Below are 25,244 nucleotides of genomic sequence, written 5' to 3' on the forward strand. Positions count from 1 at the left end.
AAATGCAGTAATGCTAAACATTACTGCATTTTGCATATAAAAAACACATAAAAGAAGGAGTGAAAAGGTATGGAATTGGAAAAGAGCTTCATTAATGTTGTAAATAACAGGATGCCGGAAAATCAGGAGTATACCTGTGTTGTAATGTTCAGCGGCGGTAAAGACAGTACCTACCTGGCAGATGTTATGAAAAAGTATGCAGGAGGAAAGGTATGCCTGTTAAATGTAGACAACGGTTATGAGAATAGTACATATACCAAACATGTAGCAGAAAAGTTGAAGCTGCCGTTGTTTACATATCAGCCGCCAAAAGAGGAAATGACTTTGTTTTACAACTACCTCTTATCGACACCGGAATTGAAACAGATTGATAATAACCCTTTATGCTTTATATGCAACCGGTATTTTACAAGTGTGGGAATTGAATTCGCAGGAAAATACAAGATACCGTTTGTCGTAAGTGCACTCACCTCAGCACAGATATTTGGTTCAAAAGTAGAAATGACAGACAAACTGATCAACGTCTCAAACTGGGTTATGAAAGATAAGCTGAACCGGAGCCATGAGCTTATAAGGCAAACAAAAATCTATAATGAAAATGAAAAACTGAAAGGCTTCATAGACAAAGTATTTTATGAGAATAAGAACGTGGATATCCTGTACCCGTTCTTATATTTTGATTATGACATCACGAAGATTATTGATGTGTTGGAAAAGAAATATGGGTGGGTAAATCCGGTAGAAGGCATAAGCAATAAACGCTATGTTACCTCCGGCTGTACTCTTACCAAACTATTCGGCTTGTGTGAAAAGAAATTAGGGTTTCACATTCATGAATTAACAGAATTAAGCATCCAGTTAGATAATGGATCGCTAAGCAAGGAAAAATTTGACTCTGGAGTAAAATGGGTGGAAGAAAACCTAAGCGAAGAAATTACTGACGAAAAACGGGATATCATTAACGAGTTGGGATTACAGGAGATATTCTTAAGTTAGCATTCTTGTAAACTTATTATTTGTAATCTGAAAAATTAGTATGATGAGGACAGTGCAATTATGAATAATTACAATGCATTTTTGTATGAAGGAGATACGCTGTTAATCAACGAGTTTCTTATATTATGTGAATTAGATGCTGAAAGCTTTGATTTATTTGATACAAAAATCAAGGATATTGTAAATGAACGGATTGACAATATACATAATGATTATGGTTCGTATGATGTTTTTGATAAAACTTCAAAATTCCTATTTAATGACCTGTCAAAGTTTGAAAGCAATAAAATAGAGTACTTTTATTCTGAAGTAAATAGCAGCAGCCGTCAGAAAGTTGTACTGGACATAGAATTTTCCGGTATTTTCAAGATATGGTTCAATAAAAGTATTCTATACATAGGAACAGAGAACCGTGAACGAAAGAAGTTTGTTCTGGAGATATCGGAGGGTAAAAATCATATCCTGATAGAATATGTAAGGCAAAACGGATACAATCTGGCACGTGGGTTTGTTCAACTATATAACTATGAAGATGTCCAAAAAGGTATTGTAATGCCTAAACTAATGGATTATTTGCTGAAGCAGGGAACGCTGGTCGTATCAAAATACAGTGAAGAGAAACATATTCTTGAGTTTATGATTTTGGACAACAGGGGTGAGACTTACGATGTGCACTATTATCTGTACACTTCTCAGTGCACGATCCCTGCCAGATTAGAAGGAATGGTAAAATACACGCTGGATTTAAAAGGATTGACAGCAATTGACAATATAGCATTATTCTTTGATAAAAGTGGAGAAAGGGTTAATCTGGTGCATATCATATCGCAGGAACAGATTGATGCTTTGATACTAAGAGCAATTGAGCATACAAGCAAAAAGGATGATGCTGTAAGAATACAGCTCCTGGGTATTGTTGAAAAGCTGAAGAAAGGATATCTGACTAATGAACGCAGATTTTTACTGGCAGCTGAGCTGCAAAGTATCCTGGAGAATGAAGAGTATACCTCCAACAGGGAATATTATCTTTCCGAGATAGACAACAGCGTACTTGAGGTCAATGTAAGAAAGCCGGATGACTATAATGAAGCTGAGCAATACCCTTTGATTTTATTTCTTATAGATAAGGAAGAAGTATTCTTCAGTGATTCTGTGGAGGGATATAGGGAATACTTTATTGCAGATTTCTTCAGCGGAGGACTGCTTGGAGGTGGCTATGTAAGTGAAGCCCGCATTCTGGAGGTCTTGAATTACATACGGGGAAAATACAAAATTGATGAGAATAGAATATATCTTTTAGGTCAAAGTCATTCGGGTTATGATGTATGGACATTGATTGAAAACTATCCTGATATAGCTGCAGCAGCGTATATGATTTCCGGGTATCCGTATTATCCTAACATCAGAAACGTATCAAATATACCTATAGCCAATATCGTATCCGATAGGGATTACAGTTATTTTGACAAAACCGATTCCATAAGCAAAGTATTATCCGCCAGCCTGTATAGTCAAACAAATTTACATAATATCATTCACGATGCCCTTGCTGACTTTAACATGTACCCTATTATGGAATTCTTCCATGGAAAAGTAGGAGATCCTTATCCCAGGACAATTAACTTCAGAACTGAAAGGAACCGCTATTTGTCATCCTTTTGGATAAGCACTTACGGTATTCTGAAAAGCAAGAATTATTTGCAAGTGAAAGCAGAAGCAGTATCCGACCGGCTGATTGTAGTAAACGTCGAGAATGCAGACGGGTTTAAGATTACCTTGCCGCCGCATATAGATAAAAAATCCTTTGTGATAGCTGTGAATGAACAGGAATTTAGGTTTTCGGATTATTCAAAAGCAGAGGTGTCCTTTAAGTACTGCGGAGGAAAGTATTTTGAAATAAAGCAATGGGAAGAGCCCATTGATTACCGTAAGGGTACGGGTTTGCTGGACGTATATCTGGCTCCGCTAAGTATTTTTGTTCCCAGAACGGAGATAATGACAGAGTTGAGCATTGCATTCAATTTTGCATCGCCATTGTCTTATAGTGTAATTAATTCCTTGTATGTAAGATATCCGATTTACTATCTGGACGAGCTGAGCACCTCCGTATTGAAAGGTAATCTTATATTCATTAATGTACCGGATTTGGGTTTCTATTTTGATGGTACTGTGGAAGTACCTATTACAGCCTATAATGATCATTTTACATACAAGGGTGAGAATTATTACGGCGAGTATTGCATAATGCAGGTGGTTCCTAATCCGGCAGATAACAAATACAGCATACTGTTGATAAATACAAATAATAATGCATTACTGCAAAGATGTATTTTTACCAGAAAAGTAATGCTGCCATTTATGTTCAATGGTTTTCACGACTACTATAATAACGAAGGATTAATCATGTATAACAAAAAATATTACGGGATTTATGAATGGGACGACAACTTAAAGGAGATCTAGCCTCTCAGCAACATCTGGAAGTAAGTAGTATTAATGTCTTGGAGTTTTCAAATCATCTAAAAAAAGTGGGGTGAAATTATGAAATTGGAAGAAATTAAAGAGAATTTGATATCAATAATGGAGGAAGAATTAGAGACCTCTTATAACCGGGAAACTATATTCGATCAGGAACTGATCGGCTTAAACATCAATTCGGTTGCGTTTATTAAGCTGTTGGTCAGGCTGGAGGTTTTCTTCGATGTGGAATTTGGTGAAGAGATAGTATTAATTAACAAACATACAACGGTAAATGATATGGTGACATTTATCAAGAATAAACAAAACAGTTAAACAGGTAAAAAGGAGAAGAACGTGAAAAAAAATAGCTTGGGACATTTCAGATTATATTTGTGGTGTCTTTCATTCTTAAAGAAATACTGGATATATGTAATTGCATATTTCATTTTAGTAGTATTACAGCAGGCATGCTTTATTATTTTTCCCAAACTGATCCAACGGTTTATTGATGATGTAGTAATAGGTAAACAGATTTCTTTGGTTAAGGATCTGGCTATCTACGCCATGCTAACGATCTGTGTGATTATTGCAACACGTTTGATTTATGCTATGTGTGGACTTGTTTTTTCGGAAAAAGGCACTAAGGTAATACAGTATAAAGTAATCGATAAAGCGAGAGAACTAGGGTATGATTATTTTGAAAAGACGCCCAGGGGGAATTTTCTGGCTGAAACCTTTCAGAATATTCTGTCAATCTATTTTATTTATGTAGACTTTCTGCCGAATACAATGCAATTGTTTTGCGGATTCGTCTTTTCAACGGTTATGATATTGCTGAGCCACAATATATTCTTCATCTGTATTACTTTTTTCTGCTTCCTGTGTGTTATTGTAACCACGGTTTTGTCAAGCAAAATGGTTCACAACACAAATGAGAAAATCCGGGACAGTACCAATCTGTATTATAAAGGTATATATGACAGTACAGAATCAATTGCGGAAATCCGGAGCTATAATTCAGTCAGCTGGATTGAAAAGAAAGTATTCGATAAGCTTAGCCTTATTTTTTCCGATCAACGGAAAGGATTACTTTTGCAAAAGCTTGTTTCGGGCAGTATAAACCTGTTTCACGTTATAGCAATAGCTGCTTACTTTATATTAGGCATAGCCTTGAGTAAAAATTCCATGTCAATTGGTAATGTTGTTGCCTATTACACCTATGTTTTTATGGCTATCAGTACATTATCAAACTTTATGAACCTATTGATCAGACAAAACAAAAATCTTACCGATGCAGAAAAGCCCTATGCATTTATGCACTTGAAGCCTACTGTAAAAGAGCACAACCTTCCCACTTTGAACAAAATCGAAGGGAATATCTGTGCGAAGAATCTTTCTTTCCATTATGAAGGCAAGGAGGATATTTTGCAGGACTTTTCCTTAAGTACGACAAAAGGGGAGAAGATAGTTATAGTAGGGGCAAGCGGATGTGGTAAATCTACATTCTTTAAATTATTGCTGCGGTGCTATGATTGTTGTAAAGGGGATTTGCTGCTTGACGGGGTATCCATTAAGCATTATTCCTTCCACGATCTCAGAGAAGCAGTCGGTATTGCCTTTCAGGAAACCTTTCTATTCTCCGATACGATCTTGGAGAATCTAAGGTTTGCAAATCCAAATGCTACATTCAGTGACATCATCAAAGCTTCTAAACTGGCTCAGGCCCATGAGTTCATTATGAATCTGCCGAAGCAGTATAATACGGTACTGGGCGCAAGAGGAGAGACTTTGTCCGGAGGTCAAAAACAAAGATTGGCGATAGCAAGAGTAATTCTCAAAAACCCGAAGATCTTTCTGCTTGATGAGATTACATCAAATTTGGATAGCATTACGGAAGCAAAGATACTATCTGATTTTTTGACTATTTTCAAGGACAAAACATTAATCATGATATCGCATCGTCTTTCAGTAATAAGACAATTTGACAGACTGGTTGTCATGAATGAAGGAAAAATTGTAGAGGATGGTACCTTCGATGACTTGTTCAAAGAAGGTACTTATTTTTATAGTCTTGTTGCCAGGGGGATGATTACTCATGATAAATAACATTATGCAATGCTTTCATTGGGTACTGAAGTTCCAGAACAGAGTAAGATCCAAGCTGCTTGTCATGCTTGTATTGTCTGCGGTATTTGTGGCTGTATCATTAAGTGAAGTGCTGTTTTTTCAATACATTGTGGACAATCTGGTGGTAGTGAATTACCGGAAAACAATCTTTTTTGTTTTCATGCTGGTATTGGCGTTAATCGGAAAAGAGTTGATCAACTCACTGATAGAAGTTATAGGACAGAAGCTGATTCAATTCCCTATAATCAGTGATCTGAGCAAAAAGCTTTTTCACAGTATGTATGCCAGTCCTGCGAATTACAGGCAAGCAGTGTATATAGATATGTTAACACAGGATACACAGGATATTGGGGCAGGTATAAACAGTAAAATCAGAAATATCAGATATGTGATACAGATTATTGTAATCATGGTACTGATGTTTAGTATCAGCGCGCCGATTCTTTATATTACTGCAATCTTAGTATTTGTTTATGTGATAACAGGACATATATTTACAAAAATCTTTATTAAGGCAAGAGAAGCATATATGGAGGATGTATCGTTAATACATCAGGTTACTGAGGAAGGGATTTCATCCAGCCGAGAAGTATTGGCCTATAACAAAGCGAAATGGGAAGAAGACAGAAGGATAAGGGTCTTTGACAAATACTACGTAAAAGCCAAAAAGCTCTACACTATGGGTAATTTGCAATACCTTGCCACGAATATCTCAAAATGGGCTATTGTTCTGTTTATTCTGTTTTATGGGGGATACCTGGTGATTAACAATCATATGAGCCTTGCTGTCTATGCTGCAGCATACCGTTATTGCACCTTGCTGATCGATAACGTAGAAGTTGTTTATTCAGAAGCTACAGAAATATCGGGTATCATAGCTAAAGTAAACAGGATAAGGGGCGTATTGGATAATACTTGCTATCCTGAAGGAAAAGTCTCAATCGACAGGGTGGAAAGCATAGAGTTTTGTAATGTCAGCTTTTGCTACGAAGGGCAGGTAGATGAGGCAATATCCGGTTTAAGCTTCAAAATAGACGGTTATAGGAAAATAGCGTTAGTGGGACCGAGCGGAAGCGGTAAATCTACTATAATGAAGCTATTACTATCAATTATTAAGCCGACCGCAGGAGTGATTAAGATTAATGGCATAGACATAAATCAGATCAACGAAAAAGAATGGATTGGTGAAAAGGTCGCTGCATGCTTTCAGGAATCTTTTTTCTTCGATGACACAATTGAGAATAATATTAAGCTGGGGCATGAGGTATCTGACGGGAAGCTACTGGATGTATGCAAAAAGCTGGAAATATACAAGTTCATTTCAAATCAAGGGTTAGGATTTCTGACACGGATAGGAGACAGGGGCATTAATATATCGGGCGGCGAACGGCAAAGATTAGCTCTAGCCAGGTTATTCACGAAAAATGTGGGAATATATCTGCTGGATGAGCCAACATCCGCCGTTGATAATCTTACAGAGGCTACTCTAAAGCACAATATAAACCAACTGGTATCTGATAATGGCAGTATCATGTTTATGTCGGCTCACAGGTTATCTACAATAAGGGATGCTGATCTGATAATTGTAATGAACAACGGGCGGCTGACAGAGATGGGGACCCATCAGGACCTCCGGGAGCATAACGGATTGTACAGGCAAATGCTTGAGGAACAAAATCAGGCTGTTTAAATCTAAGCACAACAGACTAACTTAATAAAGAAGGGATGAGTTAAGAATAATTTATGGAAAACGACAGCAAATTACTAAATTTTTTCGGTAAAAACCTGTATAAGCTGAGTTTACCTCAGTTAGTCATGAATAAGGCAATTGAGATTCCGGATAACATTGCAGTATTAGATGAATATAAGGCTATTACCTACAGCGATTTGGAAACAGCATCAGATAAAGTGGCAGCTTACATCCTGCAAGTTGCCGGAAGGCAGCAGAAAATAGCGGTAATCATGGATAGGAGTGCTGACTTGGTAGCAGCAGCGCTTGGTATTATGAAAAGCAGCAGCATTTATGTGCCGATAGATACCCACTATCCTCAAAAAAGAGTAAAACATATCGTAGAAGATTGCCAATGTCCAGTAATAATAATCCAATCAAAATACAGGAAGCTGTATGCAGATATATTCTCTGACGGAATAAAGGTAATATGTTATGAAGACCTGCTCGAACAGACTCAAGTAAAGCCACAAACTTACGATGTTGATGTAAACAATATTGCATATATCCTATATACGTCAGGAACAACAGGGAAACCTAAAGGTGTCATGGTTACACACAAGGCAGTATTGAATACACTTTTTTGGCTGATAAAACAATTCAAAATGTCGCCTATGGACGTAATAGCTCTTAAAACCTCAATCAGCTTCACAGATTCCATTTGGGAGATCTTCTGTCCGCTTATCGTTGGAGCAAAAATAAAGGTGGTGACTGAAACTGCATCAAGGGACATAAACACTCTTTATATCGCTATGCAGAATGTTACCATTACGCAGTTTGTACCGTCGGCCTTAAGAGTTCTGCTGGCTCATATAGCCAGAAAGCAAGTAAGTAATCCGATGCCTAATCTCAGATGGGTGTTCAACACCGGAGAATACATCAGCACAGCACTGGCAAAGGATTTTTACGGGGCCTTTAAAAATGCAGAGCTGGGGAATTTATACGGTATGACGGAAAGTGCGATATTTGCTTCTTATTATTTAGTGAATAGAGATACACTTAATCAATTGGACAAAGTGCCCATAGGAAGGCCCATTGATAATATAAGGATGTATATTGTCAACGATAGTGGAAGCCTTTGCGAAGCAGGTGAAATCGGTGAAATCTGTATTTCCGGTATTGGACTGGCATCCGGTTATTGGAACCAATCAGGAATAACAAAGGAAAAGTTCTGCTACTGCAAAGCCTGTGGGGAAGATGTATATCGGACGGGTGATCTTGGTGCTATAGGTAAAGATGGGATGATAGACTATTTCGGTAGAAAAGACGACCAGGTAAAAATACGGGGTAATCGCGTAGAGCTTGCAGAAGTTGAAAAGAGTTTGATGCAGTTTGTCCATAAAGGCAGTGTTGCTGTGATAGTGGCAAAAGACAAGTTCAATGAGAATACATTAATATGCTTTTATACAGATCCAAACACTGATATAGCAGGGCTGAGGTCGGAGATAGCCGGGATATTGCCGGTATATATGGTTCCTTCACGCTTCGAGTATAGAAAGGAGCTGCCGCTTAGCTTTAACAGCAAAGTAGACCGGAATGAATTGAGGAAAAGTATCATGGATAATGAGGAAACAGATTCTGGTGAAACCATAGCCAATCAATTAATGAATATTTGGAAGGTATTACTTCCAGCGTCTGAGATTACTCCGGACGGGGACTTTTTTGATCTGGGTGGCGACTCCTTATTAGTGATACGTATGCAAGCCATGTTGGATATTGTAGGTTTTAAAGTAGACTACGACGATATTTTGAAAAACAGCACAATAAATCAATTAGTAAAAGTTATCAAAAGGGGTAGTTATAATGATGGGGAAAAAAATAATTGAAAATCTGGAACCGTTTAAGGAGTTTTTTTTTCAGGATTGTATATATAACGCTGTCTTTTCCGTAATCAATCACTACAATAAATCTATTCTACCTATACTCATAAATACCTATGTCCATTACACATATTCGGAAAACAATACATTAAATATATCCTTCGATTACAGGAGTGACGAGAAATTTGAGAAGCTACTGAATAAGTTGGGTATGAGGATTGAGGGTTTCAGTACTACGGACAGTTTTGCCTCTGATATTAAGGAAGCGATTGACCGGGAGGTGCCGGTCATAGTCAATGTTGATTGCTTTTATGAATCAATACGGAAGGATACCTATCATAGGGAGCACTTGGACCATAGTCTGTTGGTCTACGGGTATGAAGGAGGTGACTTCTGGATTTATGAGCACAGCAACAGGAATGCGCTGAACTATAAGCCGGCAAAAATATCCCAGGGGGATCTGTTGACGGCATGTAATGGCTACGTTGACAGGTATATGAAGGAAAGCGATCAACCTTATGCTTTTTACTGTATCTGTGAAGATAGTGGATGGAAGTCGGCAAACCAAACGTTTAATGCAGAATACATCAAAAAATATGTGGGTAGATTCATGTGTGAAGCGGAAGAGAGCTTGTTTGGGATGAAAAACTACTATCATGCAATTTCAGAGCTGGGGAAAATACTTCGTGACTACGACAAATTGTCTCTACTTAGTAGTGAGCTGATAAAGTTTATCAATAACGTAATCCATATAAAAAAGGCTCAACAATATATTTTGAAGCATTTTGCCAAAGAACCGGAAAAGGCTGCTGCTGAAATCAGCAGCAGCTGGACATATGCCAGACTGCTGTTATCCAGGTGTATTGAGGAGGCAGATAATTTTGAAAAGAATAGCGAGGCAGCTATAGATGCGGTGAAAAAAGCATGGGACAGAGAATTGGAACTGAATGATTTGATTAAGAAATACGCAGAGGATTTGATTAAAGCCTGATGCTATTAACCAGAATGTAGCAGGGGCTTTCTAATTAAGAAAAAAATAACAAGAAGAGGAGAGATTTAATGGAACAGGGTATGCTTTCTGTCGGTTTAAGCAGTGTATTCAGCTTAAAGCTGCTTAAAAAGGTATATGAAAAGAACAAGTCATACACAAAATTTATTGTTACAGAGCAGGATTTCAAATTTATCAGCAGGGTTGTTCAGGAAAGTAAGGGATTATGCGACCAGAAAGAATTAATGCAATTTATTAATGGGGCTGAAATACTCGATGAGACTTTGCTGAGTCAAAATCAGCCGGAGATAAGTGTCTGGTGTTACAATTATACGTTTCACTATATAGATGAATACGGCAAGGATTTTCTTAACAAATTTAGTGAAATAATAACTTTGGTCAATAAAAACTGCACTATATCGGAACTTAACTATATTTGTAATGAGCCTTATGACTTACAAAGAAAGTTTTATAGTTCCATAGTAGAAGAAAAGTTGGGAAGACTCCATCAGAATATGGCGGAGAATCTAAACATCATTAATGAAATCCATTCGAAGCTGCACATAACTACAAATATATTTAGCATACCGGTTTCCTGCAATATCACAGTTCAGGAAGATAACAGTATTTTGGAATTCAAACGGAGATATTACGATTTCAAAGAATGGGTGACTTCCAGGGTACCTGACTTTTTTACAGGAAACGTTTTGCAGCTAGACTGTACTGATCTTTATGTAAATAACATTACTTTTCCGGAGTTGATAGAACAGCTGATAAAGTGTCATAAAAGTTGTTCTCCTAAGCAATGGAATTCATTCAGCCTGGCGGAGGAACATTATTTTGACATGGAGCAGGCAGTCAGATGTCTTCAGGAATGCCTGGACATTAATCTGGAGCCGGTTAGAGATGCATCAGGGATGGATGGTGTGGATAAAGTATTTGATAATCTGCTTCTGTATCATATGCCGTACCTAATCGGTAAGCAAAGATCAAATAAACCGGATGGCAATAGGAAGCTTTCGTTAGCTGCTGAAGTCGATGATTCACTGTTGCGTGCTTCTCAAAATGAAAGTAAAAACGGAGCAGATATAGTACTAACCAAAAAGGTTGTTACTTCCGGCGATGGGCAAGAGCTTGCATACTATACAGCCGGAGCAGGAATTCCAATCTATATCGTTAATGCATATGGTGTTGCTGTCGATGTATGGAAACCTCTCATTTCATTATTAGCTGAGCACTATTACATAATAATTGGAGAAATCAGGGGCATTAACAATAATGAAAGACCGATCAATACTCAAAATGAGCATTATGGGTTGTATGACCATGTTGATGATATTGAAAAAGTCATTGAGGCAGAAAAAATAGATGCCCTTCATATGATCTCATGGTGTTCAGGGGCGAAGCAGGCAATTTTATACGCAGCCAGGGATAAAGTTAAGATTCTGTCCCAGATTATTATTGCAGGGGAATTCGCACCGTACAATGACAGTGAAAAGGATCATTCGAAATTTAGAAAGAGTGTTCAGGAGATTTTTCAAATAATAAAGAATGATGAGAGAATGTTTGAATTTTATCTTAAGATAATAAACAAAAGCATATTTAAGAATACTCTGGACTTCCAAGGCCTGACCAATAAGGCGCAAACCGCGGAAGTAAGGGATATAGTCGAATTGCTTTTTGAAATTATTCCCCAAAAAGACAGAAGCATAATACTTGACGCTTTTACTTCAAAAGAAAAAATGAGGAATTTCTTAACGATGTGCGTAGAGTACTATCAGCATGATGTCGAATCGGTTATCACTTCGTTGAACATGCCGGCTCTATTGGTATCATCGGACAAGGATAACGTAGCAAATCCAAAACAATCTGAATGGGCTCACAGTAAATTCAGGAATTCAGTCTATGTTCCATTCCCTGAAGCTACGCACAGCATTGTAAAAGAGAGGTACATAGACTTATATAACTTAATAAAGCAGCACCTGGAAACTATCGGATAGGAACCGGATGAAAATAATATTAGCATATTGAAAGGATGGGACAGTTATGCAGAATAATGTATTTGAAACCATTAAAAGCTATTTGTTGGAAAATATAGTGAATGAAGATATTGATTTGGATTATGATCTAAATCTTATGAATGCCGGAATCATTGATTCAATTACAATGGTAAAGGTTATTTTATTTTTAGAGCACAAATTTCAGGTCCGTTTTGCCGAAGAGGACCTGCTGCCTGATCATTTTGAGACTATTAATACTATGGGGAACTTCATCAAAACAAAAATACAATAAATGTAAATTTTTAGTTTATACCATCGGAAAAATACATTATAATTAATAATTGTAAAACGTAAAACAAGCAGGCGAAGCTTTTTTTGATTAAGTAGGAATCAGCTCATTTACAAGGCTTTTAGGCACTCCTTTCTTTTGCCATATTGCCGAATACTTGTGTACGGCAGTATAGGACAAGCGATTGGGGCTTTGAAAACAGGTTGTAGAAAACTTAATTTTAGTTCATTTAAGTTTTTCACAACGAATAAAAAATGATTATTTTAAGGAGGTAAGCATGGAAGAAGTAAAGAAAAAGAGGTGCAGTTGGGTATCTAATTCGGAAATTCATAAGGATTACCATGACAAAGAGTGGGGAGTACCTATCTATGATGACAAGGAGCTATACGAAACTCTTGTCCTGGAGACCTTTACTACAGGACTCAGCTGGTTGATCATTCTGAAAAAGCGCGAGAATTTCAGAAAAGCCTTTGATAATTTTGATCCGGATAAAGTGGCTGAATATGATGAACAAAAAGTTGAGGAATTATGCAAAAATACTGATATTATAAGAAGTCCGGGTAAAATAAAGGCAACTATAAGCAATACGAGGATTTTCAAAAGCATTCAGAAGGAATACGGCACTTTTTCAAAATACATCTGGGGATATACCGATAACAAAATTATTAAGAACACCGACAATCGTTTCAATTTTCATAATGATGTGGCAGTTAAAATTTCAGAGGATCTGAAAAAAAGAGGTATGAAATATGTCGGACCGGTAACTGTCAATGCATTTTTGGAAGCGATGGGAATGATTAACAACCATGAGACAGAATGTTTTCGTTATAACGAATTATAGCTTCTGAAATTTTTGGACTGACGAATCAGTACTGATTAACAAGGTAATGCACGATGCAAAATAATAGAAAAATTAGCCAAGAGATCAGTTGATATTCTTTGATTGGAATATCAACTGTTCTTTTTTATTTCGGCAACAGTTTCAGCCATATGTATGAGCTAATGCAGCATGAGGCTGATGACACCTGACCGGACTAAAACAACTTATTTATGAAGGAGTGTGAAAAAATGGAGTTTAAGCTATTTGAAAAAAGCGATGAACTAACGAAAATCACTGAAAAATTCAATATTTCCTTAAACAGCTTACTGTTAAGCTGCTATATTGTAATGCTGAGGAAGATGAACCCTGATAAAGAGCAAAATATTCTTGCAGTATCAAATAAAAGCGAAGCCTTTTTTAAGCCTTTATTTATAGGGAATGAAAGCTTCTTTAATTTTGCTACCGATGTGGAAATCTCACTGCGTATTAGCAGAAGAGAGGATATTGCAAAGTATGATGCAGCTTTTATAAGTGGGGCACCCTTACAGCAGGCCAAAAAGATACTTAAGCAAAGTAACGACAAGCAATGGTGCTTTGTTTGCCAGCCGGACGCTGATGGCGTAAAATACTGCATTGCCGCGAATCACAATGATAAAGATATGGATAACTTGATGCAGCTGAGGTTTGAAAAGATACTATGTGAAGTTATAGATAATACTGCTATCCAAATCAATGAATTGTCTATAATCAGTGAATATGAGAAAAACCTGATACGCGGATTTGGATTAGGTGAAACATATGATATACCAAAAACAACTTTTCATGGGCTGTTTGAACAGCAGGTCTCTTTACATCCGGATAAAACGGCTGTTACCTGTGGAGATTGCCGTATAAGCTATGATGAACTGAATAAGAGAGCAAATCAGGTTGCGAATTATATCAGGAATAAAGTATCTGACACTGAAAACTTAATCGGTGTATTCATGGAACGTTCGGTGGACTTCATTGTTGCGATATTGGGAATTATGAAATCCGGCAACGGATACGTACCGATAGACTCTGACACACTGAATCCCGGACATGACAGTTTTCCGAAGAAAAGGCTTGAGTTTATGCTTCAGGATACAAAAATGCCTTTCATTATTACAAAGAAGCAGTTTACCTGCGGTCTGGCAGACCTTGGGGTTGAGCTGCTGTGTATCGATTCAGGCGGGCTTGACCAATATCTTACAGAAAACCTGAATCTGGATATCACTGAACGCAATATTGCTTATGGTATTTATACTTCCGGCTCTACGGGATTTCCTAAATTAACCGTCGTTGAGCACCATAACGTACTTAACTTGCTGTCCGGAATAAACCGGTGCATGTATTCAAAATTATCTGGACAGGAGCCGGAAAGAGTGTCCCAAAACGCCCCGTTTGGTTTTGACGCTTCCGTACAGCAATTTATTGCACTAATAAAAGGATATTGTCTATGCATTATACCGGAAAATGTCCGCAAATCGGTTAACAGGATTATTGAATACATTAATCAGAATAATATTAACGTATTCGATTGCACTCCTTCACAATTGGAGCTTTTGGTAAATGATGGGATGCTGGAAAAGTGCAGTGAACATCTGAAGCTCATTTTGGTGGGGGGAGAAGCAATTCCGGACAAATTATGGAACCGTCTGAAGTCAGAAGAAAAAATCAAGGCTTATAATGTATATGGCCCGACGGAATGTACGGTAGACTCTACGTTCCTTTGCATTAATCAAAGTAAATACGACTACGCTGTAATAGGAAGGCCAATGGATAATTACAGAGTTTTCATACTGGATGAGAACCGGAATAATGTACCTATCGGTTGTGCAGGCGAAATCTATATCGCTGGAAATGGCGTTTCCAGGGGATATCATAATCGTGAAGAGCAAAACAAGGCAAGCTTTTTGATATTGCAGGATCAGGCCGATGGGCTTATAAATGTCTACAAGACAGGTGACCGTGGTTTGTTCTTGCCGGACGGCAGTATTTATTACCTGGGGCGGAATGACGGACAGATTAAGATAAGAAGCCACAGGATCGAAGTAGCAGAGATCATGACAATACTAAACAAGCATAAACACATTAAAAGCTCATTAGTGGTTGTAAATGATGATGCGGGCTATAAGAAGTTAATTGCATACTTTATCATGGACGACAACAAGCTTTTTGATGCAAACGAAATATCGGAATTTCTTTCTGAATATCTCCCGAAATATATGATACCAAATCACTATGTACTGATTGATCAATGGCCTTTAACTCCCAATAAGAAAATTGATAAAAGTAAGCTTCCTTTGCCGGAAGAGCTTCTGAAGGCGGAGAAAAGCGGGTCTGATGAATCAAAAGATGAACTGGAGAAGGAAATCGCGGGGATAATGTGCAGAATTTTGTCTGTTGATAATATCGGACTGAATGATAGTTTTATGAGGCTGGGAGGAGACAGCTTAAGGGTAATGACCTTCCTTGCTGAGATTTTCGGGAAGTATGATGTAGAAATAGATTTTGCAGAATTCTTTAAAACGCCTACAATAACATTTATCAAAGGAAAGCTGCAAGGGAAATCACAGGGTAAAGCAAAAGCGGAGAAACGATATTTATGAAATAAAGAGGAGACCGGCAATGGGAATTGATTGTATATTAATTGGATTCAATGATGAAAAAATGGAGACCACAATTAAGAGAATTGAGCCTTATAAAGGAAAGGGTGCGGCATATTGCCATATGCTATCACGCTCTGCAATTGTAAACGGCAGAAGAATGAAGTATTCGGAGCTGGTTACGGAGAGTATCTCACAATCCACTGGAATGCCGAGTGATCTATCCATTTATCGGATGCCTAATATGGCTGTCCATTATTTGATGACATATCTAAGAAACAGGAATATTACAGTAGAGCCTGTAAACAACTATAATTTTGAAAAAGAAAGACTGAAGAATTTATTAAAGAACAGTTCTCCGATGATTGTCGGAGTTTCTTCAACCTGTATTGTTGAAGCCGCACCAATAAGAGAAGTGGTAGATTATATCAGAGAAAATAATCCGAATGCAAAAATTGTTGTCGGAGGGCCGTTTATTAACAGCATTAATTACGAGTATGGGGAAAAACAGCAGAACTACTTATTGCAGCGTATGGGAGCAGATATCTTTATACATGAACGCCAGGGTGAAAAAACACTGTATCAGCTTTGTCAGGAACTGAAGAAGGAGAAGCCCGATTTGACGGAGGTTCCAAATATTATATTCAAGAGCGGCAATGACATAATCAGAACAAAAAAAATCCCGGAAAATATTTGCCTGGATGATGAGCCTGTCAAAACATTAACATTTTATGAAAATCATATTAAGCCGCCGGCGTATGTGAGGACAGCATTAAGCTGCAGCCTGAACTGTGCTTTTTGCCGTTATCCGCTCCTGGGTGGTGAATTAATGCAAATGAGTCCGGAGTCCATAGAAAAGAATCTGGATTACATAAGCTCATTAGGTGTCAAGTATCTGGTTTTTATCGATGATTCATTCAATGTTCCGCTGGACAGATTCAAAAACCTGTTACGGTTAATGATTAAAAACGAATACCATTTTAAATGGTTTTCCTTTTTTAGAATATCCCATTCGGATGAGGAAACTTATGACTTAATGGAACAGTCTGGCTGTGGTGGAGTTCTCCTTGGAGTAGAATCCGGCAATAATACTATCCTTAAAAATATGGATAAAAAGGTAACAAAGGAGCAGCTCTATTGGGGAATTCAGCAACTGACAAAGCATAATATAATAAGCTATGCATCCTGCATGGTTGGATTTCCAGGGGAAACTATTGAAACAGCGCAGGAAACTATACGGTTTATTGATGAAGCCAAGCCGACTTTCTATGACCTGCAAAGCTGGTTTTATGAGAGAGCCGTACCGATCGAAAAAGAGAAGGATTACTACAAGCTGAGTGGATATGGATATGACTGGTCTCACAAGGACATGGACAGTAATTTGGCTGGAGCTATAGTAGAAGAGGGTATAAAGCAAATCAAAAATTCCTGTTTCATGCCTTCCCTATCCTTTAACCTTTGGTCGCTTACCTACTATTTATCACAAGGTGCAACTATAGAAGACTTTAAACGCTTCTCCCAAATATTCGTAAAAGTTACAGCAAAGGAAAGTGTTGATGATGATCCTGAATACCAGAAGAATATTTATGATCTGCTGCATGTTTTTCAAGGGAATGAGACAATACACAGAAATTTATCAATGAGGCACAAGAAAAGGATTAACGAGGTGCAGAATGCTGTTACATGTTGATATCTTTGTGGATTCAATGGAGAAGATGCTGAAGTTCTATGTAGATTTATTGGGTATGCAGGTTATTGATGATGCAGTACTTAAAGGAGATTTGGTCCGCTTTGTTTCAAAAAACAAATATGATGCTTACAGGGTTGTATTGCTGCAGGTATCTAAAATGGGATCCATGGTAGAACTCATTGAATATTTAGGAGATAGTTCCTGTTCTCTAAAAAAAGCAAAAGAACCTGTAACGATAACGATATTGGTATCTTCTATAGAGCTTAAAATAAAACAGCTGCAGAACTATGGGATTTATCCTGTAAGTGATGTATTTCAAGTAGAACTCCCAAGAGTAGGAAAATCACGTATCGTGTTTTATGAAGATCCGGAAGGCAATATGATTGAATTTCTGCAAATGGGCTGACCATTCCCTAAGATAAGCGGTGTTGTTATTTAAGAAACAAAAGGAAGGAGAAAGGATATGTACATAAAAAATAATTTTAGTTTTGCGGATAATAGGTTTTTGATGTTTGATATGGATGAACTTGCGAATGAAATTGAAGAGAATCAAAAAAAGGAAGTAATCAGGCTGACCCTCGGGAAATCGGAATTTCAGCTCCATCAGGACATAATAGATGAAATGAAAGAAGCGACTGAAAATTTCAGTAAGAACTCATTGGTATTTCCGGGTGGTTTGCCAAAGTTGAAAAAGAAGCTGTCGGAATACTACCTAAAACAGTTTGGCGTTAACATTGATGAAAAAAACTTTATCATTGCGCCGGGTTCAAGCAGTATATTCAGGAACTTGTTCTATTTGCTTTGTTCTGAGCAGGATGAAGTCTTAATTCCCAGACCGTATTATTCGCTCTACCGGTTTTGCGCCTTATTGGTCGGGGCTAGAGTAAGATATTACGATATAGATTTGGCTTCATGCAGGGTAGATATGGAATCTTTCCGCAGCAACTTTACCGATAAAACAAAAATAGTTGTTATCAACACACCAGGAAATCCACTAGGCAATGTCCTTACAGATGAGGAATTGTACGAGATAGATAGTATCGTCAACGGTAAGGCGGTCATCATTAATGATGAGATTTATTCCAATGTATATTTTGATGAAGCAAATAAATCTGTAATGAACCTGAAGGACACAAAGTCGGTTTTTATTACTACTAATGCATTTTCTAAGGCATATAGGATGTATACAAAAAGAATCGGCTACTGCATTGTGCCTGATGAACTGGTTGAGCCTTTGACCGTAATCCAGCATCATACACTGTTAACTACAGATCCTGTAGTGCAATATGGGGCTATTAAGGCACTAGAAATGCAGGAAGAAGTCAATCAGATAGTAAAAACTTATAAAGACAGAAGAGATTATACGGTTGCTAAATTTCAAGGAGTGGATTTAGTCCGCCCGATCAATTCACAGGGATCATTTTATATTACGCTGGATTGCTCAGAGTTTATGAAGAAGCATAGCTATAACACAAGCTTTGATCTGGCGAAAAAGATACTTGATGATAAGCTGGTGGCAACTGTTCCCGGGTCGGACTTTGGTCTGCCTGAAACGTTAAGGCTGTCATACTCTTCAAAAAGATACAAAGAGGGAATTGATTTATTGGTAGAATTCTTTTCATATGTTTAGCACTTGAAAGATCTCAGTTTTTCCAAAATATTTAGAAAGGATTGTATGCTTTTCCAAAAGGATAGCATAGAAAAGAGATATGAAAAATTACTTGTTTACATCCGAATCTGTTACTAACGGGCATCCTGATAAAATGTGTGACCAGATATCAGATGCCGTCTTAGACGAGATTATCAAGCAGGATATGAATGCAAGGGTCGCTTGCGAGGTTGCTTGCACCTCGGGGGTGATCTTTGTCATGGGTGAGATCAGCAGTAGCTGTAGTGTAGATATTCCCCAGATTGTCAGAAAGGTGGTGCTGGATATCGGATACGACAGTACTGTATACGGTTTTGACGGAAATACCTGTGCAGTATTAACTTCTATTGACAAGCAATCACCCGATATTGCAATGGGGGTGAACCGGTTTGATGATAAGAGCCAGAATATTGATCTGGGTGCCGGCGATCAGGGTATGATGTTTGGATACTCCTGCAATGAGACGGCTGAACTAATGCCGCTTCCGATTACATTGGCCCATAAGCTGTGTAAACGATTGACTGAGGTACGGGTGGACAAAACAATACCATACTTAGGACCTGACGGAAAATCACAGGTAACCATCGAATATGTAGATGGACTTCCCGTAAGACTTGATACAGTAATTATCTCTGCGCAGCACTTACCGGATATCCCGCTTGAGACAATCCGAAAGGATATTCAAGAAAATGTAATTAATCCGATTATCCCAGAGAAGCTTACTAATAGAGATACAAAATACTACATTAATCCTACCGGAAGGTTTGTAGTCGGCGGACCTCAGGCAGACAGCGGCTTGACCGGCAGAAAGATTATAGTTGATACATATGGTGGTTATGCACGGCACGGGGGAGGAGCGTTTTCCGGTAAAGACCCCACAAAAGTCGACAGAAGCGCAGCTTATGCCGCCAGATGGATCGCAAAAAATGTAGTGGCATCAGGGTTAGCAGAAAAATGTGAAGTACAACTGGCATATTCCATTGGAATATCAAAACCGGTATCGGTTATGGTGGACACATTCGGAACCGGCAAAATATCTGAACAAAGGATAACACAGGCGGTAGAACAGGTTTTTGATCTGCGTCCTTTAGCTATCATAAGGCATTTGGATTTACTTAAGCCGGTTTATCGCCAGACAGCTGCATATGGCCACTTTGGAAGGAATGATCTTGATCTGGCATGGGAAAGAACTGATATGAAAGATAAACTGAAAGCTTACCTGGAATCTTGATATGTCAGGCATTACTGCAGCCGTAAATACCGGGAGCATAATAAAAATAAGTCTATATTGCAGTTATTATGCAGAAGGAGGATAAAATGAAAAAGAAAACAAAAATACTTTTATTAAGTGTATTGACAGAGAAAAATGCCATCATTACAGAGGAAGTCGGAATTTGCTCAATAGCCGCTGTTTTGGAAGAAGACGGGTTTGAAGTGGCACTGGTCAACTCAACCCGTACTTATCTTGATTTAGATGCCATTTATAAAGACAAGCCGGATATAATCGGAATTCCGATGTATTCTACAACGGAGAAGGTAGTTTTAGAGGTATGTAAGATTATTAAGGAGCATCTACCCGGGGCTAAGTTTGTTTTGGGAGGATATTGGCCTACGCTGTACGGTGAGGAATTGTTGAAAAAATACCCGTTGTTTGATTATGTGATTTATGGGGAAGGAGAAATTGCATTCAGGAATTTTGCGAATGCAATAGAGAATAATGAAGACCCGAGCACGATCAAAAGTTTGATTTATCGAAATGGGGATCAGATTATCAAGAACCCCCGTGAAAAACTGATCGAAGATTTAGATTCCCTTCCATTTCCCCGAAGAGATTTATTACTCAATAATAAGCTCAAGTATGCCTATATATCCACAAGCAGGGGTTGTCTGGCAAACTGCAGCTTTTGCTGGCACCAGAATTTCTGGGGAACAAATGCAGGTAATCAATGGAGAGGACGAAGCCCGGAAAACATAGTAAAGGAAATTAAGCAAATCGTACAGAAATACAATGTTAACAGATTCTGGTTTATTGATGACAGCTTTGAAGATCATAATGCCGGATGTACAAACCGGATGTGGGATATTGCGCAGAAGATCGTTGATGAAGGATTGGATATTACATATGAAACCTATTTTAGAGCAGAAGTATACAAGAAATTTGATAAAGAAAAGATGGAGTTAATGAAGAAATCGGGACTTGTTGGTTTAATCTTCGGAATTGAGGCAGGAAACACACAGGACTTAAAGCTCTATCAAAAGATCGCATCAGTAGAAGACAATGTCAAGGCGATAGAATATTTCAGAGAGAATGATATTGCTGTAGATATAGGTTTTATCAATTTTAATCCTTATTCGTCATACAAAACTCTTAGAGATAATATCGATTACCTTGAAAAGACATACTTTGCTTCTGTATTATACTATATTGTAGAGAGATGTGGGATTACGGAATTTTCATCAATCTACTACAAAGTTAAAAAAGACGGGTTATTGATAGAGGACAAAGAAACGAATTGCTACTCCTATCATTATGTTAATGAAGACATAGGCAAGCTCTCTAATTACTTATATTACAAATATCATGAGAATGAATCTTCAAAGGTGTACCTGTGTGCTAAAAAAGTAGGAAACATCATACGCGAAGAGTTTAAGCTGATTAATTATCTGAAACGTAATTTTATTCCCAAGTACCCGCAAATTCAACCGATAATTAAGGAGAATGAAGATCGCGCGTGGGATTTGCTGAAACAGATAAACAAATCGAATGCAAAATGTTTCAGGGAATTGCTTGATGCGACGGAAATGAATGGCTGGAACCAGGATACAACTGAGGCAATTACTGAAAAGTATTGGAATCTGGCCTGCTTTAAAGAGGTAAGTGATGCATTGGAACAGAACAGGTTATCCCTATACATGCAGTTGAACCATGCCGGATTATCTCCCGAGGAGTACTTTAATTTCCGCTAATATATACCGGATAGTTGGCTTACCGTAAAACAGCCCTGCGAAAAGTTTGTATCAGATAACATTGGACCAGGCAATAAGAAGATACAAACTTAGAGCGGGGCTAACTTTCCACATTGATATACCTCTTAGCATAATAAGATCCAAGAGGTAAATGTTTTTCCTAATTGATCGAAAAACTTATAAGCTATTAAGAAAGACAGGCACTTAGCCCTCTGTGATTTACAGCTACCTGGAGTTTCAGCAGTACAGTCAAAAAAAATACACTCAAAGGCAACAGATTCATTTTGTTTTATGCCTTTGGCTTGCGAAAGGAATGGTAATAATAATGATAGAAATGTTAAAGGCAAAAATACATCGAGCTACCGTTACAGATGCAAACATAAATTATGAAGGCTCTATAACGATTTCTTCAGAAATCCTTAAAAAGTCAAATATCAAAGAATATGAAAAGGTTCTGGTAGTGGACATAAATAATGGATCCAGATTTGAGACATATGTAATAGAAAGTGACGCACCCAACATGATATGCGTAAATGGTGCAGCAGCGAGACTCGTCAGTATTGGTGATAAAGTCATTATTATGTCTTTTGTCTGTATGAACGAAGATAGTGCAGCAAACCATCGGCCGATTATTGTACATGTAGATGAAAATAATAGTCCTACATAATTATTCACTATATAAAGTCTCTATTTATTTAAGGGCAAAAATCTTGCTGAATATGTAGAAATTAAGGTGATATTTGTCATAAAACGTATGAGACTGTAAAAAAATCCCTAAAAACAGCTTTTTATGATAAAATCTAAATATCATAGAAAGCTGTTTTTATGATAAGAAGTAGAGATTTAGTGAGCGAAGGAAAAAAGAATATTATTGAAGCACTAATTTATGGTTCATTTCAATTCTTTGTGAGTTACGGGAAAGTATCTGCCCTCCTTTGGAAGTATTTGAAATAAATTGCATTTTCTTGTGGAAATGTGTTTATATTGCCTTGTTTTTACAGCTTATCTACGTTGAAAAATTTACAAAATTATGTATATTATTTGATTACTGCTAGAATTCTCAAAATTTAGAACGATTGGCAGTTTTATCATATTAAAAAAACATTTAAAATAGTTTCAGGAGGTCGACATTAATGAGTAACATTTATGGTAAAGCAGGGTTGAGAATCAGAAAACTAAGAGAACTAAGGAATATGACGCGTGAAGCATTTTCTGAACTAGTAGAAATTTCGCCAAAGTTTCTTTATGAAATAGAAACTGGTCAAAAGGGTTTTTCAGCAGATACTTTATATCGTATAGCAAATGCGCTATCTGTTTCAACTGAATATATACTTACTGGTGATGATCATAAAGAACTATCAGTGCAACTAAAGAATGTTTTGGATTTGTTTAATGATACCCAGTTGGAAGTAATATATAAATTACTAAAGAATGTCCAAGAGCTGAGTCTGAAAAATGAACATTAAACAAGCGCAACAGTAAAAATGAATTTCCCCACGGCGGTAGAAATAATAAATAATTTCGTTAGGGTGTAGCTATCTCCATACTGTGTTATCTAGCTCGTCCGGCAATGAAGCTGGATACTTCAGGGTGGTTGGAGTGATTTTTAAAGGTGTTGTTCCAGCCGCCTGACAAGTATTATCAGAAATTGGCTTAAAATTCTACCCTCGTTCCTATATCGCATAGTCCACTTTATTGTATTCAAGGATGCTTGCTGCAACATCTTTTACGCTATACGTCGGACAGGAACATAGTTTTAGATTTGCAGGTGTAGTTTACAATTTGTTCATAGTATCATAAAGATGTCTTAATATTTATGGGATAGAATATATTTACTAGGAAGCCTCCTATTTATATATCAAGCCGGACAGGAATGCTGTTCCGGCTTTTGTGATTTATTCCAAGTGTTTTTTTCGGCGTGCAGATACTTAATGCAGTATGTTAGACAAATTATATATAATCGATTATGACAAAACCGCATGAGGAGGGGAGTTTTTTTGTAGCAGGCTTCTGACTAAAGTTAACATAAGCTTTACCATTCTTATGTTTTTAGGTTATAATGTAGCTTAGGTACATTATTTTTGATATACAGGGTGGATTAAAGATTACCTGCATCAGGTATTATGAAAGGATAAATAATGAAGAATGAGATAATATCAATCGGTCCAATCACTGTTTATGGGTATGGGCTAATGATTGCGATCGGTATAATAGCAGCATATGTAGTAGCAGAGTACAGAGCTAGAAAAGCAAACCTGAACCATAAAAGGATTTTTGGATTAACCATTTGGTGCTTGGTCGGGGGACTTATCGGTGCAAAATTTCTGTATTTAATAACTCAGATTGAAGAGATTGTATCTAACCCCAAAATCATATTTGCATTATCAGACGGCTTTGTAGTATATGGAGGCATTATAGGAGGAATTTTAGCGGGATTTCTGTTTTGCAAAAAAGAAAAACTTAATTTTCTGCAATACTTTGACCTGGCTATGCCTTCTGTTGCATTAGCGCAAGGATTTGGCCGGATTGGCTGTTTTCTTGCAGGCTGCTGTTATGGAATGAGAACAACCGGCATTATGGGAATTGAATTTCACGAGTCCGCTTATGCTCCGAATGGAGTTCGATTGATTCCCACTCAGCTGATTTCAAGTGGATTGGACTTTCTTCATTTTTTCATATTGATTTTTTTTGCAAAAAGGATAAAAGCACATGGACAGGTGGCAGGCCTTTACTTGATTTTTTATAGTGTAGGGAGATTTATTCTTGAGTTTTTCAGGGGAGATTTGATTCGTGGAAGTGTTGGAAGCTTATCCACTTCGCAATTTATTTCCATTTTCTTGTTTGTTATCGGATGCAGCATAGTACTTGTGAGGGCATATGGTACAAAGAATGTAAGTGAATAAACATATTACTTTTAATACTACGGTATCCTTCCGTCAATGATTCCGAGATTCTTACCTAAGGCATATTTTTTACTATAGTCAATAACACTAATCAATAGAAACTAATTTCTCACCGGACACTTTTGCCATTTGCAATACTTCCGGCTTATTCCTGATGTCACCCTTTCCAGCTATGCCTCC

19 protein-coding genes are annotated in these 25,244 nt (G+C 37.5%); all 19 read left to right on the forward strand.

Features of this window, described 5'->3' with window-relative positions; translation table 11 throughout:
* Positions 1-69 precede the first annotated feature (69 nt).
* The 19 genes from N3I35_04930 (at position 70) to N3I35_05020 (ending at position 25,064) form a co-directional block, all read left to right on the forward strand.
* A complete protein-coding gene (locus tag N3I35_04930; protein MCX8129428.1) occupies positions 70-996 on the forward strand; it encodes an asparagine synthase in 927 nt (308 codons plus the stop codon).
* Positions 997-1,056: 60 nt separating this feature from the next.
* Entirely contained in the window at positions 1,057-3,459 is a 2,403-nt protein-coding gene (locus N3I35_04935; protein ID MCX8129429.1) for a hypothetical protein, read from the forward strand.
* A 78-nt stretch (positions 3,460-3,537) separates the two neighbouring features.
* Positions 3,538-3,789: a phosphopantetheine-binding protein gene (locus tag N3I35_04940; GenBank protein ID MCX8129430.1), complete on the forward strand. Its 252-nt coding sequence runs from the start codon at positions 3,538-3,540 to the stop codon at positions 3,787-3,789.
* A gap of 21 nt (positions 3,790-3,810) precedes the next feature.
* Complete coding sequence (locus N3I35_04945; protein ID MCX8129431.1) at positions 3,811-5,562, forward strand: ABC transporter ATP-binding protein/permease; 1,752 nt, start codon at positions 3,811-3,813, stop codon at positions 5,560-5,562.
* Positions 5,552-7,273, forward strand: a complete 1,722-nt coding sequence (locus N3I35_04950) for an ABC transporter ATP-binding protein/permease (protein ID MCX8129432.1) — start codon at positions 5,552-5,554, stop codon at positions 7,271-7,273. Before N3I35_04945 ends, N3I35_04950 begins: the two co-directional genes overlap by 11 nt.
* Positions 7,274-7,326: 53 nt before the next feature.
* Positions 7,327-9,138 (forward strand): amino acid adenylation domain-containing protein, encoded by a 1,812-nt coding sequence (locus tag N3I35_04955; GenBank protein MCX8129433.1) that lies wholly within the window; start codon positions 7,327-7,329, stop codon positions 9,136-9,138.
* Complete coding sequence (locus N3I35_04960; protein ID MCX8129434.1) at positions 9,116-10,123, forward strand: BtrH N-terminal domain-containing protein; 1,008 nt, start codon at positions 9,116-9,118, stop codon at positions 10,121-10,123. Before N3I35_04955 ends, N3I35_04960 begins: the two co-directional genes overlap by 23 nt.
* 68 nt (positions 10,124-10,191) lie before the next feature.
* Positions 10,192-12,120, forward strand: a complete 1,929-nt coding sequence (locus N3I35_04965) for an alpha/beta hydrolase (protein MCX8129435.1) — start codon at positions 10,192-10,194, stop codon at positions 12,118-12,120.
* 46 nt (positions 12,121-12,166) lie between these two features.
* A complete protein-coding gene (locus N3I35_04970) occupies positions 12,167-12,412 on the forward strand; it encodes an acyl carrier protein (protein ID MCX8129436.1) in 246 nt (81 codons plus the stop codon).
* A 274-nt stretch (positions 12,413-12,686) separates the two neighbouring features.
* Positions 12,687-13,250 carry a DNA-3-methyladenine glycosylase I gene (locus tag N3I35_04975; GenBank protein MCX8129437.1) on the forward strand — a complete coding sequence of 188 codons (564 nt, stop codon included), beginning with the start codon at positions 12,687-12,689 and terminating at the stop codon, positions 13,248-13,250.
* Positions 13,251-13,477: 227 nt separating this feature from the next.
* Entirely contained in the window at positions 13,478-15,859 is a 2,382-nt protein-coding gene (locus N3I35_04980; protein MCX8129438.1) for a non-ribosomal peptide synthetase, read from the forward strand.
* 19 nt (positions 15,860-15,878) lie between these two features.
* Complete coding sequence (locus N3I35_04985; GenBank protein ID MCX8129439.1) at positions 15,879-17,546, forward strand: PhpK family radical SAM P-methyltransferase; 1,668 nt, start codon at positions 15,879-15,881, stop codon at positions 17,544-17,546.
* The gene (locus tag N3I35_04990) at positions 17,530-17,952 is read left to right on the forward strand and encodes a VOC family protein (protein MCX8129440.1); all 423 of its coding nucleotides are present in this window, start codon (positions 17,530-17,532) and stop codon (positions 17,950-17,952) included. The genes N3I35_04985 and N3I35_04990 overlap by 17 nt, the downstream gene beginning before the upstream one ends.
* Positions 17,953-18,009: 57 nt before the next feature.
* Positions 18,010-19,176 carry an aminotransferase class I/II-fold pyridoxal phosphate-dependent enzyme gene (locus N3I35_04995; protein ID MCX8129441.1) on the forward strand — a complete coding sequence of 389 codons (1,167 nt, stop codon included), beginning with the start codon at positions 18,010-18,012 and terminating at the stop codon, positions 19,174-19,176.
* 79 nt (positions 19,177-19,255) lie between these two features.
* Positions 19,256-20,425: a methionine adenosyltransferase gene (gene metK / locus N3I35_05000; GenBank protein ID MCX8129442.1), complete on the forward strand. Its 1,170-nt coding sequence runs from the start codon at positions 19,256-19,258 to the stop codon at positions 20,423-20,425.
* A gap of 86 nt (positions 20,426-20,511) precedes the next feature.
* Positions 20,512-22,161 carry a B12-binding domain-containing radical SAM protein gene (locus tag N3I35_05005; protein MCX8129443.1) on the forward strand — a complete coding sequence of 550 codons (1,650 nt, stop codon included), beginning with the start codon at positions 20,512-20,514 and terminating at the stop codon, positions 22,159-22,161.
* A 322-nt stretch (positions 22,162-22,483) separates the two neighbouring features.
* Positions 22,484-22,828, forward strand: a complete 345-nt coding sequence (locus tag N3I35_05010) for an aspartate 1-decarboxylase (protein MCX8129444.1) — start codon at positions 22,484-22,486, stop codon at positions 22,826-22,828.
* Between the two features lie 466 nt (positions 22,829-23,294).
* Complete coding sequence (locus N3I35_05015) at positions 23,295-23,627, forward strand: helix-turn-helix domain-containing protein (GenBank protein ID MCX8129445.1); 333 nt, start codon at positions 23,295-23,297, stop codon at positions 23,625-23,627.
* A 672-nt stretch (positions 23,628-24,299) separates the two neighbouring features.
* A complete protein-coding gene (locus tag N3I35_05020; GenBank protein ID MCX8129446.1) occupies positions 24,300-25,064 on the forward strand; it encodes a prolipoprotein diacylglyceryl transferase in 765 nt (254 codons plus the stop codon).
* Positions 25,065-25,244 lie beyond the last annotated feature (180 nt).

The organism is Clostridia bacterium (genome assembly GCA_026414765.1).
Taxonomy (GTDB): Bacteria; Bacillota; Clostridia; order Acetivibrionales; family DSM-27016; genus SKW86.